Origin of the sequence: Burkholderia sp. S171 (assembly GCF_009766085.1) — a bacterium.
Classification (GTDB): domain Bacteria; phylum Pseudomonadota; class Gammaproteobacteria; order Burkholderiales; family Burkholderiaceae; genus Caballeronia.
Genome location: NZ_LMUF01000001.1, coordinates 129,037 through 143,993, shown reverse-complemented (window position 1 = coordinate 143,993; position 14,957 = coordinate 129,037). Strand labels below are relative to the sequence as shown.

Sequence of the window (14,957 nt, the reverse complement as noted above, 5' to 3'; positions counted from 1 at the left end):
ATACCGAAAAAGACGGTTCCCGACACCGTGTGTGAGGGCGTCCCACTTTGAGGCGCAGAGTACGACCAGATAAGCGTAGTACCTGACACGCTAAAGTTAGGGCGCTGTACGTTCATAGATATATAACCCCATATAGTTAAAGCTTGGAACGCATACCAGATAGAGCCGCCTGAGGGTACAGCCACAGACCCGTTAGCACTCACCGACGCGCTACCCGCAATGCGGGTTAATCGTGACGTGATATCCACGATTAGATTCCCGCTTGCGTCAAAACATTGAAGCCCAGCAGCCATTTAGATTTTTCCTTGTCGAATCATGTCGCTATAGCCCCCCTGTCCACCCATTTTCTGAGCCATGCGTTTATCCACGAGTGTCTGAATATGCGGGGCGATAGCCTGCAGGTCTGCCATAGTTAAGCCCTGGTTTCCTGCACCAAGCGACAGAGAGATATTAGTACCCCCGCCGCTGTTACTGCCGCCTAAACTAGACATGACGGAACCCACAGCACCACCCGTAGCGTAGTGGCTCATAGTGCCGCCGTTGATAGAGTCGAGCAGACTTCCATACTTCTTAGTGGAGGCTGCGTTAATAACGTATTCGCCGTTAGAAAGCATCGCGGGGATTGAGTCGCTTGTCCCACTTCCTGCGCCAGTGATTGCACCACCCGTAGCGGCGTGTACCGCACCACCACTGGAGAACATGGAAATAGCCGATGTGAAAATCTGTTGTTCCGCTGCCTTAAGTGCAATCTTGGCGAAGTCCGCAATGATGGATTCCGTGAAGCTCGCCCAGCTACCTTTACCTGTAGTTATGAAGGTTTCTAACTGAGATGCCATCGTAGAGTAAGCAGAGCTAAACGCGGAACCCATAAGCTGTGCGTTAGTCTGTGCGTTACCCGTGGATTCGGTCATAGCGTTCTTGACCTGGGTGTAGTAGTCGTTCGTTAGTGCAAGCTGCTTATCTTGCTGAGCCTGCAGTTGCTGAAGCTGATCCGCGTAAGCAGTGGACGCAGCCTGCTTATCAGAATCGTAAACGCCGAGCGAGATTTCATTAGCTTGGTGCTGGGCCTCAAGCTGCTCCATCGTCCTAGCGTATGCACGGTATAGGTCGGCTTTCGCTTGATACTTGGCAGCATCATTGGAAGTCATACCCTGCGTAGCGTTAGTAACGTCGAAACCCTGCTGCTGCACCTTTGTCTTGCTGTTCTGCTCAGCAATGAACTTAGCTATAGCATCGGTCTGTTTCTGGTTTGCCTCGATGATGCCGGTAGCTGCCTTAGCTGCGGCTGAGTCCATCTCGCCATAAATCTTCTTTACGGTATTGAGATATTCCGTCATAGCTACGGTTTGCTTCTTACCCCTAGCAATGTCCGCTTGCTTCTGCGCAATGGCTGCTTCGCCTGCTAACTCCTGCTCTTGGTATTGAAGCTGCAGCGCAATGAACGTCTGTGCGTCAATAGCACCCGTTGCGTAAGATGCTTTAGCTGCGTCGTTCTGCTGCTGGTAGACAGCTTTTAGGTGGTCCGTCTGCGCATTGAGTGCTTTAATCTGTGCATTGATACCGTCCTCGCTTGCAGCCTTAGGGCGAGTTTTCTTTGCGTACTGCTCGTTAATCTCTGCAATGTTATCGAGATTCTTTTTAAGAGCAGCGGCGTACTCCGCGCCGTTGTGGTCTAACCGCTGGATAGCCGGGTTATTAAACGCCTCAGCGTTCTCGTCAAGGGCCTGCTGGTGCTGCTGTGCTGGAGTGTCATGCTTATGTGAGTTAATGAAACTCTTAGCCGCTACTGTAGAGTCACCGCCTAGCGCTGCAGCCTGCTGATCTTTCTGTGCTTTAGAAGTTACCGCCTGCTGATCGCGAAGCACGCTGAGCTTCTTCATTTCAACGGCCAACTGCTGCTGTGCCATTGTTACGTTGCCCATCATGCCCATAGACTGCTGCTGAGCTAGATTGCGCTGTGCACCCTGCACGGTGGCTAGCTGGTCACCAATCTGCTTACTCATACTGTCCGCTACACCAACACTTAAGATGCTGGCTTTAACACGGTCAATGATGCTTCCCCACTCATGCCACCACGTAATCACCGAACCCATACTTTTATCGGCGTCCGCAGCTATCCTATCGTGTGCGTTTGCGAGGTCGATCATTACGGCTTTAACGGCTGATCCAGTATCACCCATCTTTACAAAGTTATCAATCTCCTCAATCTGTGCAGCGGAGAATGTATGGTGCGCCCTTTGGTATGCCGTAACCCATTCTGTTACGTTATCCTGAATTTTGGCCAAAGACTTAGCAGCTTCGTCCGTGCCGATCCCGATATCAGACGACATATCAAGAGCAGCGGTAGTTGCAAGCCGGAGATTCTCCGCAGTGAATGCACCAGTAGCCGCTACCTGGGCCATAGCCTCATGCACCGCAGTAAGTGATTGCCCCGCGCCCATGAGACTAGCTGATAGGTCCTCCATCTGCCCGGCATTCAGGCCAATGAAACCATTCGTGGATTGGATAGCCTTATTGAACGCTTCATACTGCTCTACGCCCTTGGCTACTTCATAAGCAACAGCAGCGATTCCCGCAGCCCCTGCAAGAAATGTAGCGCCCGTAGCACTGAACAATAGATTAATAGCGCCTGTCCGTTCTGCGAGTACCCCTAGAGACCCAGCAAACCGGGACCAGTTGCCCATACTCGCCTCGTGGGCTAGGACGGCAAGTTCCCGCCGTGCTGAGCCGGTAGCGAGGCTGAATCCGTGTGTCTCTGACGAGGCAGCGGCAATCTGTGCCTGCATGCTGGAGAACGTGCTAGTCACGCCACTAGCCGCAGCCTTGCTAGCCAGAATCTCAGCCTGAGTCTTACCGACCGTTGCGGCTAACCGCTGGTACTCTGAAGCGAGCTTATTCGCTGCACGGGCGTTCAACTCAAACCCGTTAGCTGCTGCCTCTTTCATAGCCGCGTCTACTAAAGCAACACGCTGAGCCATTTGCGCTTGCGCCGCGCTAATAGAAGCCGAACCTGCCTTAATCTTATTAACGCCTGCTTCAAATCCAGTAGCATCTACGGAAACGACGATTGAAGTATTGTTATTAGATGTGGACAATTATTTACCCTGCATGTATTTAGCGATAGCTGCCACGACCACCGCAGACACGGAGGCGTCCTTTTCAACTGAGAAGGCGCGAAGCTCTTTGTGAAACAGGGGGTCGACACGGACGCTAATAAATCGCGCGGTATCGTAGGGAGTGGCGGGGATGTTCGTGTTCATATCTATCCAAGAAAGGTTTGTGTGACAAACGGAAAGCACACGGCCTGTGAAGGTCAGTGCGTGGGAACTGCTCGTGTGTTTGGGATTACTGAGGAACTGCGGGAAGGGGTGGCCTACCGCATCCATTACAACTCGTCGCGCTTTCACAATGTGAACTAGCCAGGTATCGTTACCTCTAGGATACGGAGGTCTCTATCCAATACTCTGCGGCGTTTCGCATGGTGGGGCGTGTTTCGCTGTGCGGAACTGATCAACGTTGCCGACCAGGGTACATACGGGTAGATGTTCGTATTCCAGACTTCGCTTCTTCTCGATGCAGACTAGATTGTACAAAAACGGAGCCAAAGCCATACAGATAAAGGAGTTGCGTGTTATATGGGGGCATGCTAAGGTTCGCGAATGCCAAAGAAAATTTTTGATACCACCAACGAGCGCAAACTCACTGACCAGGACGCGCTAGTTATTCGTGCCGTCCACTTGCCGCGCAGTCCACGGTTTGGGTCGGTGATACTTGCTCAGTTATTTGGGGTATCGCAACCGACTATTGACCGCGTGGTCAAGCGGGAGACTTACAGGCATTTGCACCCGTTGCTCTTGCCGGGTTTCCAGCTTTACGGTGCGGGGCATGAGGACTTAGCCGAATCGTCCGCTAAGTTCGGATGGTGGGCAGAGAATAAGACTGCGTACCGGAAGATGCGGGTTGATATCCGGAACGGGTTTGCTACAGGGGGATACATCTACGGGCTAAAGGGCGAATACCAAGAAACCAAGGTAGTGGGGGATTACTCCTACCGTGCGAGGCCCGTGCGTAGAGTTATCAATCCTGATGTGGAGCAGATGCGACGCGCCAAGCTGCGATTTGCAGGATTGAGGCAGGTATTTGGAGAACACTTTGACGAAGCGTTAGGATTAGCGGCTGCGGGGCTAGCTCCTAAGTTACCGCCAGATGAATTCAAGGCGCGCATGCACGAGATACAGGCCCGTAGAAATCCCGTTGGGGTGCCTGACGCACTCGTACTTGATATCGAGGCGCGACGTGAGGAACTGCGTAAAGCGTTTGCTGCAAACCATAGCTAGCCAATCAATACGCAATAGCAAAAGGGCCGCTCCGGTCAGGGAACAGCCCTCAGTAGCCACCGCGTGAACTGCCTAGACGCTACGCCTCCATCAACTGCTGTACACCAGTCAGCACGTCAATGTCTTGGCCCAGGTCGGTAGCGAGTGCAGCCAGGGCCACGGCTCGGTTACGAGAAACCACGTTAGGGCGTCTTGCACGGTGATTGGTGGGCCACGTCCTGTTAGGAAGCCACGTACACCAGAAGCGAATTTGTTTCGCCTCAGCGTCGTACGTATGCAGCGAGAATTCGAAACCATGGCGGCGCAAGTCCTCCAGCACGTCGAGAATATGGTTATCCGGCTGGCCGTCGCAACGGGCCAATGACACATACAGGGAGCGCGTGATCAGGTTCTCATCCATCATTTTTGTATTTCCTCGTAAATGCCGTGACTTTACGGACGTAGCCGGGTAAGTCATCTAGCGATTAGGCCTGTTTATATTGTTCTGTTCGTGCTGCGGATGGTTACGGCTAAATTCTGCGAACTGCTCACGGGCTAACACTAACCAAGGATCGCTATCGGGGCTTGTCCAGTAATCATAGATAGCTCGTAACAGTTTCACTTTGTACTCCTAAGCTCCCGTTATCCCTGTTCTGCTCCTTTGTCCCACAGCCATGTCCATCAGGCTACATTTCGAAGATCGTAACCTGTTGATTTTTAACGATATCCACAGTTCGCCCTCTTCTCCGATGAAAACGACGCCATCATGCCCGGACAGGTTCATGTGCGCGACGCGGCGGAAGGCAAGCTCGACTTGCTAACCGTGCTCGATTTCCGCATGAGCACGACGTGCCTCTACGGTGACATCGTGTTGCCCACCGCCACGTGGTACGAGAAAGACGACCTGAATACCTCGGACATGCATCCGTTCATTCATCCGTTGTCCGAAGCCGTGCAACCGCTCTGGGAAAGCATGAGCGATTGGGAAATCTATAAGGGCATCGCCGAAAAATTCGCGGAGATTGGCGGCGAGCATCTGGGCACGCGTACCGATCTGGTCTGCACGCCGCTCATGCACGACACCCCCGGCGAGCTTGGCCAGCCGTTCGAACCGAAAGACTGGCGTGCGGGCGAGTGCGACCTGATCCCCGGCAAGACGGCACCGTCCATGACGGTCGTCGAGCGCAACTACAAGGATGTGTATCGCAAGTTCACGTCGGTGGGTCCCCTGCTCGATACGCAGGGTAACGGCGGCAAGGGCATCAACTGGAACAGCGCGCACGAAGTGGGCGAACTCGCGAACATCACGCGCACGGTAACGGAAGCGGGGGTGAGCCAGGGACGGCCAAGGCTGGACACCGCCATTGACGCTGCTGAAATGATCCTCACGTTCGCGCCCGAAACCAACGGTCACGTTGCGGTAAAGGCGTGGCAAGCGTTATCGAAGATCACGGGCCGCGAACATGCGCACCTCGCCGAAGGCCGCGAGCACGACAAGATCCGTTTCCGCGATGTCCAGGCGCAGCCGCGCAAGATTATCTCTGCGCCGACGTGGTCAGGGCTCGAGTCCGAGGAAGTCAGCTACAACGCCGGCTATACGAATGTGCACGAACTGATCCCATGGCGCACGCTGACCGGCCGCCAGCAGTTCTATCAGGACCATCGCTGGATGCTGGACTTCGGTGAGGGCTCGTGCGTGTATCGCCCCGCTATCGACACAAAAACCGTCACCGCGATGCTCGGCGCGAAGTCGAACGGCGAGCACGAACTCGTGCTCAACTGGATCACGCCGCACCAGAAATGGGGCATCCACTCCACGTATTCGGACAACCTGCGCATGCTGACGCTTTCGCGTGGCGGACCTCATGTTTGGGTATCGGAAGCGGAAGCCAAGGAAGCCGGTCTCGTCGATAACGACTGGGTGGAAGTGTTCAATATCAACGGCACGCTGACCGCCCGCGTGGTGGTCAGCCAGCGCGTGCCGCGGGGCATGTGCCTGATGTATCACGCGCAGGAAAAAATCGTCAACGTGCCGGGCGCGGAAACAAGCGGCATGCGCGGCGGCATTCACAACTCGGTCACGCGCACGGTGCTCAAACCTACCCACATGATCGGCGGTTATGCGCAGCAGGCCTATGGTTTCAACTACTACGGCACCGTCGGCTCGAATCGCGACGAGTATGTGATCGTGCGCAAGATGAAAAAGATAGCGTGGCTCGAAGGCCCGCTCAATGAAGGCGAAGGAGCCGCATCATGAAGATCCGTGCACAAGTTGCAATGGTGTTGAACCTGGACAAATGCATCGGTTGCCATACCTGCTCCGTGACATGCAAGAACGTATGGACCTCGCGCGATGGCGTGGAGTATGCGTGGTTCAACAATGTGGAGACCAAACCGGGTATCGGCTATCCGAAGGAATGGCAGAACCAGAAGAAGTGGCGAGGCGGCTGGACCCGCGACGCCAGTGGCAAGCTTCATCCGCGTCAGGGCGGCAAGCTGAAGGTCCTCGCGAACCTGTTCGCCAATCCGAACCTGCCGGCCATCGACGACTACTACGAGCCGTTCACGTTCGACTACGAGCATTTGCAAAAGGCGCGCTTGTCCGAGACGCCGCCGACCGCAAGGCCGGTGTCTGTCATCACAGGCAAGAAGATGGAGAAGATCGAATGGGGTCCGAACTGGGAAGACGACCTTGGTGGCGAGTTTTCGTCGCGCAGTCGTGACGCGCTGTTCGAGAATGTGCAGAAAGAGATGTACGCGACCTTCGAGAACACCTTCATGATGTACTTGCCGCGCTTGTGCGAGCACTGCCTGAATCCGGCATGCGTGGCGTCGTGTCCGTCGGGCTCGGTGTACAAACGCGAGGACGACGGCATCGTGCTCGTCGACCAGGACAAGTGCCGCGGCTGGCGCATGTGCATCTCAGGTTGCCCGTACAAGAAGATCTATTTCAACTGGAAAAGCGGCAAGGCGGAGAAGTGCATCTTCTGTTATCCGCGTCTTGAAGCCGGTCAGCCGACGGTGTGTGCGGAAACGTGCGTCGGGCGTATTCGCTATCTTGGCGTGCTGCTGTACGACGCGGACAAGATTAGCGACGCTGCATCGGTTGAACATGAAAAAGACCTGTACCAGTCGCAGCTGGACGTGTTCCTCGATCCCCACGATCCCGCTGTGCAGGCCGAAGCGCTTGCGCAGGGTATATCGCAAAGCTGGCTCGACGCCGCGATCAAGTCGCCCGTCTACAAGATGGCGGTGGAATGGAAGGTGGCGTTCCCGCTGCATCCGGAGTATCGGACTTTGCCGATGGTGTGGTACATCCCCCCGCTTTCTCCTATTCAGTCCGCAGCGGACGCGGGACATATCGGCATGGACGGCATCATTCCGGACGTGAAGAGCCTGCGCATTCCGGTGAAGTACCTCGCGAACCTGCTGACCGCCGGCGATGAAGCGCCGGTCACGTCCGCGCTGGAACGCATGCTCGCCATGCGCGCGTTCAAACGCGCCGAAGTCGTGCATGGCCGCGCCGAACCCGAGTTGCTCGACGGCCTGAACCTCACGCCCGCGCAAGTGGAAGACATGTACCAGACAATGGCTATCGCCAACTACGAGGACCGGTTCGTGGTGCCGTCATCGCATAAGGAACAGACTGAAGACAGTTTCAACGACAAAGGCAGTTGCGGATTCACCTTCGGCAATGGTTGCTCGGGAGGGGTATCGGAGGGGTCGTTGTTCGGCAAGAAACCGCAAGGCAGCGTGGTGTTCGCGGACATGCCGAAGTCGCGCAAGAAAACGGAGGTTGCATCGTGAGCGGAACTTCAATTTACACGTTGCTGGCGACCTTGCTCGACTATCCGGAGACCGAACTACTTGACGCCATGCAGGAAATTGGCCAAGAACTCGAAGCCTCCTCTGAGACCATTCAAGTCGCGTTGGAACCGTTGCTCTCACTTCTCAAAGAGCATCCGTTGATCGAGTTGCAGGAGAACTACGTCGCCACGTTCGACCGCAATCCCGCGCACTCGCTGCATCTGTTCGAACACGTTCACGGCGAGAGCCGCGATCGTGGGCAGGCGATGGTCGATCTGCTGGATGAATATCGCCGGCTGGGTCTTGAGATGGCGACCAATGAATTACCCGACCATGTGCCGCTGTTTCTTGAGGTGCTGGGAAACATCGATCCTGTGGAAGCGCGCGCACTGCTTGATGAAGCCATCCATGTCGTAGCCGCTCTCGGCGATCGTCTAGCACGCGACGAGAGTCCGTACGCGGGCGTATTCACCGTGCTGCGGTCAATGACGGATGTCGTGCCGCTAGCCGCCGAGGTACCGCCTATCCGCGACATGGACGAGGCGCTAGAACGTTTCGGCCCCGGCGCCGATGGCGTCGAACCGCTGCTCGCGCCCTCCATGCCCACGCCGCTCGCCCAGCCGATGCATTTCCATCCGCGACCGCCTGTGACGGCCAACTAAGTTCCGGGGACTACGTTCATGCTTAATCAATTTTTGTTCGGTATTTATCCGTACATTGCGGCAGCCGTTTTCCTGTTCGGCAGCTTCGCGCGCTTCGAGCGCGAACAGTACACATGGAAAGCCGACAGTTCGCAGTTGCTTCATCGTGGCAATCTGCGGCTCGGCAGCATCCTGTTTCACGTCGGTATTCTCGGGCTCTTCTTCGGGCATCTTGCCGGCCTGCTCACGCCGGTTGCTGTCTGGGACTGGCTCGGGATCGAGCACAGCACGAAACAAGCCGTGGCGATGATCGCGGGCGGCGTGATGGGATCCCTGTGCCTCGTCGGTCTCGTTATCCTGATTCACCGGCGCATCAGCAACGCGCGTATTTCCGCCGTGACCCGTACCGGCGACAAGGTGCTGCTGGTGTGGATTCTGGTTACCTTGCTACTCGGCTTGTCGACGATCCGGGAATCAGCGGATCACATGGACGGGCACATGATGGTCCAGCTCATGACGTGGGCGCAGGACGTCGTCACCTTCCGCGGCGACGCATCGCAGTATGTGGCGACCGCACCGTTTGTGTTCCGGATGCACCTGTTCATGGGCATGTCGCTTTTCGTCATCTTCCCTTTCACCCGGCTCGTGCACGTCTGGAGCGGCTTCGCGTCCGTCACGTACCTAAGCCGCGCATGGCAACTCGTGCGGCCGCGCTAATCCGTTCGGAGGAGAACATCATGGCAATAATCGTCAACGGCGTGGAGCTCGCCGATGCAGACCTTGAACGCGAAATGCCGGTTCATGCGGACACGCCCGATTCGCATCAAGCGGCGCTGACCGCGGCTGTGCTGCGCCGCGTGTTGCTCGATGAAGCGGCTCAGTTGCACATCACCTCAGATCAGAGCGACGAGACTTTGATCGAAGCACTGCTCGATCATCAGCTCTCTGAGGCCGCCGCGCCCACGCATGAAGAATGCGAGCGCCATTACCTGGCAGACCTGGAGCGCTGGCGAGTGAACGAACGCGCGCGTGTCAGCCATATCCTGTTCCAGGTGACGGAGAAAGTGGATCTGACGGCGCTGCGTCAACGCGCTCAACAAACGCTCGATGAACTGCTGCGCACTGACAATCTCGAACTGCGTTTCGTTCACCTTGCGCGTACCTTGTCGAATTGCCCATCGGGGGTCGATGGCGGCGCGCTCGGCGAGATAGGCCGCGGCGACACCGTGGCGGCGTTCGAACGCGCGGTGTTTGCCGCGCCTGCTGGTACCCTCTGCCCTGTGCTGGTGGAAACAGAGTTCGGTTTCCATATTGTCCGGGTTCACGAGAAATCGCCGGGCACGGTGTTGCCGTTCGAGCAGGTCGAACTGCGCATTCGCGTCGCCATGTCGCAGGCGCTGCGCGATCTTGCCGAGCGGCGTTATGTGATGGAAGCGGTGGCACGCGCTAATATCCAGGGCTGGAAAGACGGGGTAGCGACATGACAGAAGCAGCGGCGAAGCTGCGCATCTTCGGAATTTGCGGGCGTTCGGGACAGGGCAAGACAACGCTGATCGAGGCGCTCCTGCCCTGGTTCCACGCGCGCGGCCTGGTGGTGAACGTGGTGAAACACAGCCATCATTCGATCGATCTTGAGCCGCCGGGCAAGGATAGCGCACGTTTTCGGGCCGCCGGTGCGGGCGAGGTGCTGATTGCCTCGCCGTACCGGTACGCCATCGTGCGAGAGCTGCATGACGCGCCCGAGCCACCGTTGGCGGATCTGGTCGCGCGACTCACACCAGCAGACCTGACGCTGGTGGAAGGCTTCACGCGCGAAGTTTTGCCGCGCCTTGAAGTCGTTCGTCCCGAGGCGGGCCGGGACCCGCTGTATCTAACCGATACGGCAATCCTCGCGATCGCCACCAACGACGCCCCGCGTCTTCATGACGCACCTGCGATCCCGCTTCTGCCTCTGGCGGACGTTGGCGGTATTGGTGAGTTCATATGTAAAACAGTCGGACTTTCGCTATTGAACGCCAGCACGCAGGATAATTAGCGCCCTTTGCATTCCGGTCGCGCAAGCACGCAGTTCCATGTCCGATCATCCGCTTCATCCGGCCACGCCGTTCCGTTACCGCTTATCCACGCGCACTGTCACGTTGTCCGGCGTTGCGTTGGCGCTAGTCCTCTCCATGATCGCGAGCACCCTCTGGCTCTCGTGGCAACTCGAAGGCGCGGGCGCGGCGATCAACGACGCCGGCAGCCTGCGCATGCGCGCGGGCAACGTGGCTATTCAACTCAACCAAGCACGGGCCGGCCGTCAAGCCGACGTGAATTCACAAAGCGCCCTGCTCGATCTCACGCTGGCAAACCTGAAAAGCGGCGACCCCGCGCGGCCATTATTCCTCCCTGCCACGCCCGCGATCCACGCTCAGCTAAATGCCGTATCGCAGGCCTGGCACGACTCGTTGAAGCAGGCGATCACGCACGACTCATCAAGCTCAGTCGATACCCCCTCGCTGTATCTCGCCCGGCTGCCCGCATTCGTTGCTGAAGCCGATGCACTGGTCCGCATGATCGAACGCGAAAACGCGCGCAAGACAGCCTGGCTGCGACGCTGGCAAATGGCCCTTGCGGCACTCGCATGCGTGGGCACGATCGCCATCGTGTACCTGCTCTACGCGTGGTTCGTGACGCCCGTTCGACGCCTGGAGCGCGGACTGTCGCGTATCGAACAGCGCGAGTTCAGCGCACGTTTGCCGGTCGAGTCTCGCGACGAATTCGGTCATCTTGCGCAGGGCTTCAACCGGATGGCGAGCGAACTTCAGAGTTTGTACCGGGACCTCGCGCTGCGCGTAACAAACAAAACTGCGCAACTTGCCACACGCAACGGTGAGCTGGTCGCGCTCTACGAGATGACGTCATTCCTTCATGGCGCACATGATGTTGAAGTCCTGTGCCGCGGTTTTCTCGCACGTGTCATGCGCCAGTTCAATGCCGACGCAGGCACCGTCCGCGTCCTCGCTCAAGAGGGGGATAACCTGCACGTGGTCGTGTCCGAAGGTTTGCCCGGGCCGCTTTTGAGCGCCGAGCGCTGCATGCCGGCAAGCACTTGCGTGTGCGGCGCGGCAGCGACTGGCGGCGAGGCCGTCGTACGCGATCTACGCATGCAGCAAGCGGTTGACAGCGGTCCTCCGACCCATTGCAGCAAGGCAGGTTTCGATGCAGTCGCGGCCTTTGGCATTGCCTCGCATGACCTAACGCTAGGTTCGTTCTCGCTGCACTTTCGCGGCGACCGACCGATGCTGCCATCGGAAACGCGCTTGCTTGAAACACTCGGCAAACACCTGGGCACGGCGTTGCAGAACCATCGTCTCGCCACGGCCGCGCGTCAGCTTGCGGTCGCGCAGGAACGTCACCTGGTCGCGCAGGGATTGCATGACAGCATCGCGCAAAGCCTGAATTTCCTGAAGCTGCAACTGCACTTACTCGATGACGCCGCCAGTCGCGACGACATGAACGAAGTGCGCGAGATCGCGCCGTTGTTACGCGGCGGTCTTGAGGAAAGTTATGAGGACGTACGTGAATTGCTCGTCAATTTCCGCACGAAGTTCGCTACGGGCAACCTTCGCGACGCCGTGGACGAGACGGTAACGCGCTTCGAACGGCAAACGGACGCACTGGTCAGACTTGACTACGACGAAGCGGGCGGACTGCCCTTGCCGCCGGACCAGCAGCTACAGGTGCTGTTCATTCTTCAGGAGGCGTTGTCGAACGTTCGCAAACATGCGCTGGCTACACAGGTCCATATCGCGCTCAAGAACGCCCGTGATTTTGAACTGACGATACAAGACAACGGCGACGGTTACGATCCCGCCCGTATCGCCAGTCGCGGCGAGGCTCATGTCGGCTTTCACATCATGCGTGAACGCGCGGCGCGGCTCGGGGCGCAATTGGAGCTGAACAGCGAACCTGGCAAGGGCGCACGCGTTCATCTTCTGCTGCCTGTCAGCGAACGGCAGGCAGCATGACCATCCGCATTCTTCTAATCGATGACCACACGCTGTTTCGCTCCGGTGTGCGCGCGTTATTGCAGCGTCAGCCCGACTTCGAAGTTGTGGATGACGCCGCCGATGGTATCGAAGGGTTCAAGCGCGCGAAGCAGCATCGCCCGGACGTGGTCCTGCTCGACCTGAACATGCCGGGGTTATCGGGTATCGAAACGTTGCAGTTGCTTCAGCAGGATTTGCCGGACACCGCGGTCATCATGCTGACCGTGTCGGAAGACGTGGATGAACTGACCCGCGCGCTGCGTGAAGGTGCGTGCGGTTATCTGTTGAAAAACATGGAAGCCGATGCGCTCGCCACCATGATCCGACGCGCGGCGATGGGCGAATCCGTGATCGCGGAGAGCATGACCCAGCGGCTGATCGCGCAAATGAGAACACCGGTGCGCGCGGAAGACACCGTGCCGCCACCGTCACTCGAACCACGTGGCTCGCCTGCGTCGCCTGCATTAACGCCCAGAGAACGCGACATCGTGCGGATCCTGTCGCGCGGCGCGAGCAACAAGGATATCGCCCGTGAACTCGACTTGGCCGAGAGCACCGTGAAGATCCACGTTCGCAACGTGCTTCGCAAACTCAATCTGTCGAGCCGCGTACAGATCGCGATCCACGCGCTCGCACGCGACCTGGCGGACTAACCGTATCTACAACGCACGCGTCCCGATCAGCTCGCGGTACACGTCGACGTATCGCAACGCGGACGCTTCCCAGCCGAAGTCCTGTTCCATCGCGCGACGCACGACAGCTTTCCATTCCAGCCGCCGCTGCTTCAATGCGAACGCACGCCGGATCGCGGCGACAATTGACGGCCGGTCGAATTTCTCGAATACAAAACCGGTAGCCAGCTCGTCGGCGAGATTCTCCAGCGACGCATCCACCACGGTGTCCGCCAGACCACCCACGTAATGCACGAGCGGCAGCGAACCGTATGCCAACGCGTACAACTGCGTCAGGCCGCACGGTTCGAAGCGTGACGGGACCATGACGATGTCGCTGCCCGCAATGATCGAATGGGAGAGCGTTTCGTCAAATCCAAGCTCCACGGCAACCGCGTGCGGATGCGCCAGCGCGGCTTTCTTGAGGCCGTTTTCAAGCGCCGGGTCGCCGGTTCCGAGCACGACGAGTTGGCCGCCGCGCTGGAGGATATCCGGAATAGCCGACAGCAAGAGATCAATCCCCTTCTGCTCGGTCAACCGGCTCACCACGCCGAACAGCAAAGCATCGGGCTCGCGCGCGAGGCCGACACGTTCCTGCAATGCGGCTTTGCACTTCGCTTTGCCGGTGAATTTTGCGATCGAGTACTGCGTGTTGATGGCGGTATCCGTCGCCGGATTCCACACTGACTTATCGACGCCGTTGAGAATGCCGCTGATATCGTGCGTGCGGGTGCGCAGCAAACCGTCGAGTCCGGCGCCCTGCGCATGAGTTTGAATCTCGCGCGCGTAGGTCGGGCTAACAGTCGTGATGCGGTCCGAGTAGAACAGCCCGGCTTTGAGAAACGACAGATGACCGTAGAACTCGACGCCATCGACGGAGAAAAAATCCGACGGTAGCTGCAACACGCTGAATTCCGCGGCGGGAAACACGCCCTGATACGCGAGGTTATGGACCGTCATGACCGACGGCACGCGCGCCACGCCCGTCTCACGCTCGCGTGCCCTCAGATACGCCGGCGCCAGGCCGGCATGCCAGTCGTGCGCGTGCAGTACGTCCGGTTTCCAGGCCGGATCGGCACCGGTCGCAAGACGCGCCGCCGCCCAGCCCAGCAGCGCAAAACGCCGGTCGCTGTCCGCATATTGCGTATGCGACGAATCGAGATACGGATTGCCCGGCCGATCGTAGAACGCATCGGCGCGCACAATATAGACCACGATTCCGTGCGGTTCGAGCAAGCCGCGCTCAAGCCGCACGTTATGAATTCCAAACGCCCAACCCAGCTCGGCTACCGGCTCGATCTGCGTCAACCCTGCCACCACGGAAGGGAATGCTGGCAGGATCACGCGGGCGTTCGTGCCCAGTTGCGTCTGGGCCGGCGGCAATGCGCCCACGACATCGGCGAGGCCGCCGGTTTTCAAAAGCGGATACATCTCCGCTGCAACATGCAGCACACATACGGTCATCGGTTCCCCATTGGCTTGTTTCCGGTC

The 14,957-nt window shown here is 58.0% G+C and carries 11 protein-coding genes and 1 pseudogene; 9 read left to right on the top strand and 3 right to left on the bottom strand.

Features of this window, described 5'->3' with window-relative positions; genetic code table 11:
* Positions 1-293 precede the first annotated feature (293 nt).
* Entirely contained in the window at positions 294-3,095 is a 2,802-nt protein-coding gene (locus tag GSQ93_RS00655) for a phage tail length tape measure family protein (protein ID WP_158933763.1), read from the bottom strand.
* 564 nt (positions 3,096-3,659) lie between these two features.
* On the opposite strand from GSQ93_RS00655, the gene GSQ93_RS00650 reads away from it, so the two are divergent.
* The gene (locus GSQ93_RS00650; protein WP_158933762.1) at positions 3,660-4,337 is read left to right on the top strand and encodes a hypothetical protein; all 678 of its coding nucleotides are present in this window, start codon (positions 3,660-3,662) and stop codon (positions 4,335-4,337) included.
* A 79-nt stretch (positions 4,338-4,416) separates the two neighbouring features.
* On the opposite strand, the gene GSQ93_RS00645 is transcribed toward GSQ93_RS00650, so the two are convergent.
* Entirely contained in the window at positions 4,417-4,740 is a 324-nt protein-coding gene (locus GSQ93_RS00645) for a hypothetical protein (RefSeq protein WP_158933761.1), read from the bottom strand.
* A 312-nt stretch (positions 4,741-5,052) separates the two neighbouring features.
* Between GSQ93_RS00645 and GSQ93_RS00640 the strand changes: the two are divergent.
* The 8 genes and pseudogenes from GSQ93_RS00640 to GSQ93_RS00605 all read left to right on the top strand — a co-directional run.
* A pseudogene (locus tag GSQ93_RS00640) lies at positions 5,053-6,573 on the top strand (molybdopterin dinucleotide binding domain-containing protein); the annotation flags it as partial.
* Positions 6,570-8,123, top strand: a complete 1,554-nt coding sequence (gene narH / locus GSQ93_RS00635) for a nitrate reductase subunit beta (RefSeq protein ID WP_158933760.1) — start codon at positions 6,570-6,572, stop codon at positions 8,121-8,123. The pseudogene GSQ93_RS00640 and the gene narH, both read left to right, overlap by 4 nt.
* Positions 8,117-8,785, top strand: coding sequence for a nitrate reductase molybdenum cofactor assembly chaperone (gene narJ / locus GSQ93_RS00630; protein WP_174254563.1), 669 nt, complete (start codon positions 8,117-8,119; stop codon positions 8,783-8,785). Before narH ends, narJ begins: the two co-directional genes overlap by 7 nt.
* A gap of 18 nt (positions 8,786-8,803) precedes the next feature.
* Entirely contained in the window at positions 8,804-9,481 is a 678-nt protein-coding gene (gene narI / locus GSQ93_RS00625; protein WP_158933758.1) for a respiratory nitrate reductase subunit gamma, read from the top strand.
* A 20-nt stretch (positions 9,482-9,501) separates the two neighbouring features.
* Positions 9,502-10,248, top strand: coding sequence for a peptidylprolyl isomerase (locus tag GSQ93_RS00620; protein ID WP_158933757.1), 747 nt, complete (start codon positions 9,502-9,504; stop codon positions 10,246-10,248).
* Positions 10,245-10,799 (top strand): molybdopterin-guanine dinucleotide biosynthesis protein B, encoded by a 555-nt coding sequence (mobB, locus tag GSQ93_RS00615; RefSeq protein ID WP_158933756.1) that lies wholly within the window; start codon positions 10,245-10,247, stop codon positions 10,797-10,799. The genes GSQ93_RS00620 and mobB overlap by 4 nt, the downstream gene beginning before the upstream one ends.
* A 37-nt stretch (positions 10,800-10,836) precedes the next feature.
* Positions 10,837-12,774: a type IV pili methyl-accepting chemotaxis transducer N-terminal domain-containing protein gene (locus GSQ93_RS00610; protein ID WP_158933755.1), complete on the top strand. Its 1,938-nt coding sequence runs from the start codon at positions 10,837-10,839 to the stop codon at positions 12,772-12,774.
* Positions 12,771-13,448 carry a response regulator gene (locus GSQ93_RS00605; RefSeq protein ID WP_158933754.1) on the top strand — a complete coding sequence of 226 codons (678 nt, stop codon included), beginning with the start codon at positions 12,771-12,773 and terminating at the stop codon, positions 13,446-13,448. Before GSQ93_RS00610 ends, GSQ93_RS00605 begins: the two co-directional genes overlap by 4 nt.
* A 6-nt stretch (positions 13,449-13,454) precedes the next feature.
* Here the strand turns inward: GSQ93_RS00605 and glgA are convergent, their stop codons facing one another.
* Positions 13,455-14,930: a glycogen synthase GlgA gene (gene glgA, locus GSQ93_RS00600; RefSeq protein ID WP_158933753.1), complete on the bottom strand. Its 1,476-nt coding sequence runs from the start codon at positions 14,928-14,930 to the stop codon at positions 13,455-13,457.
* Positions 14,931-14,957: the final 27 nt, after the last annotated feature.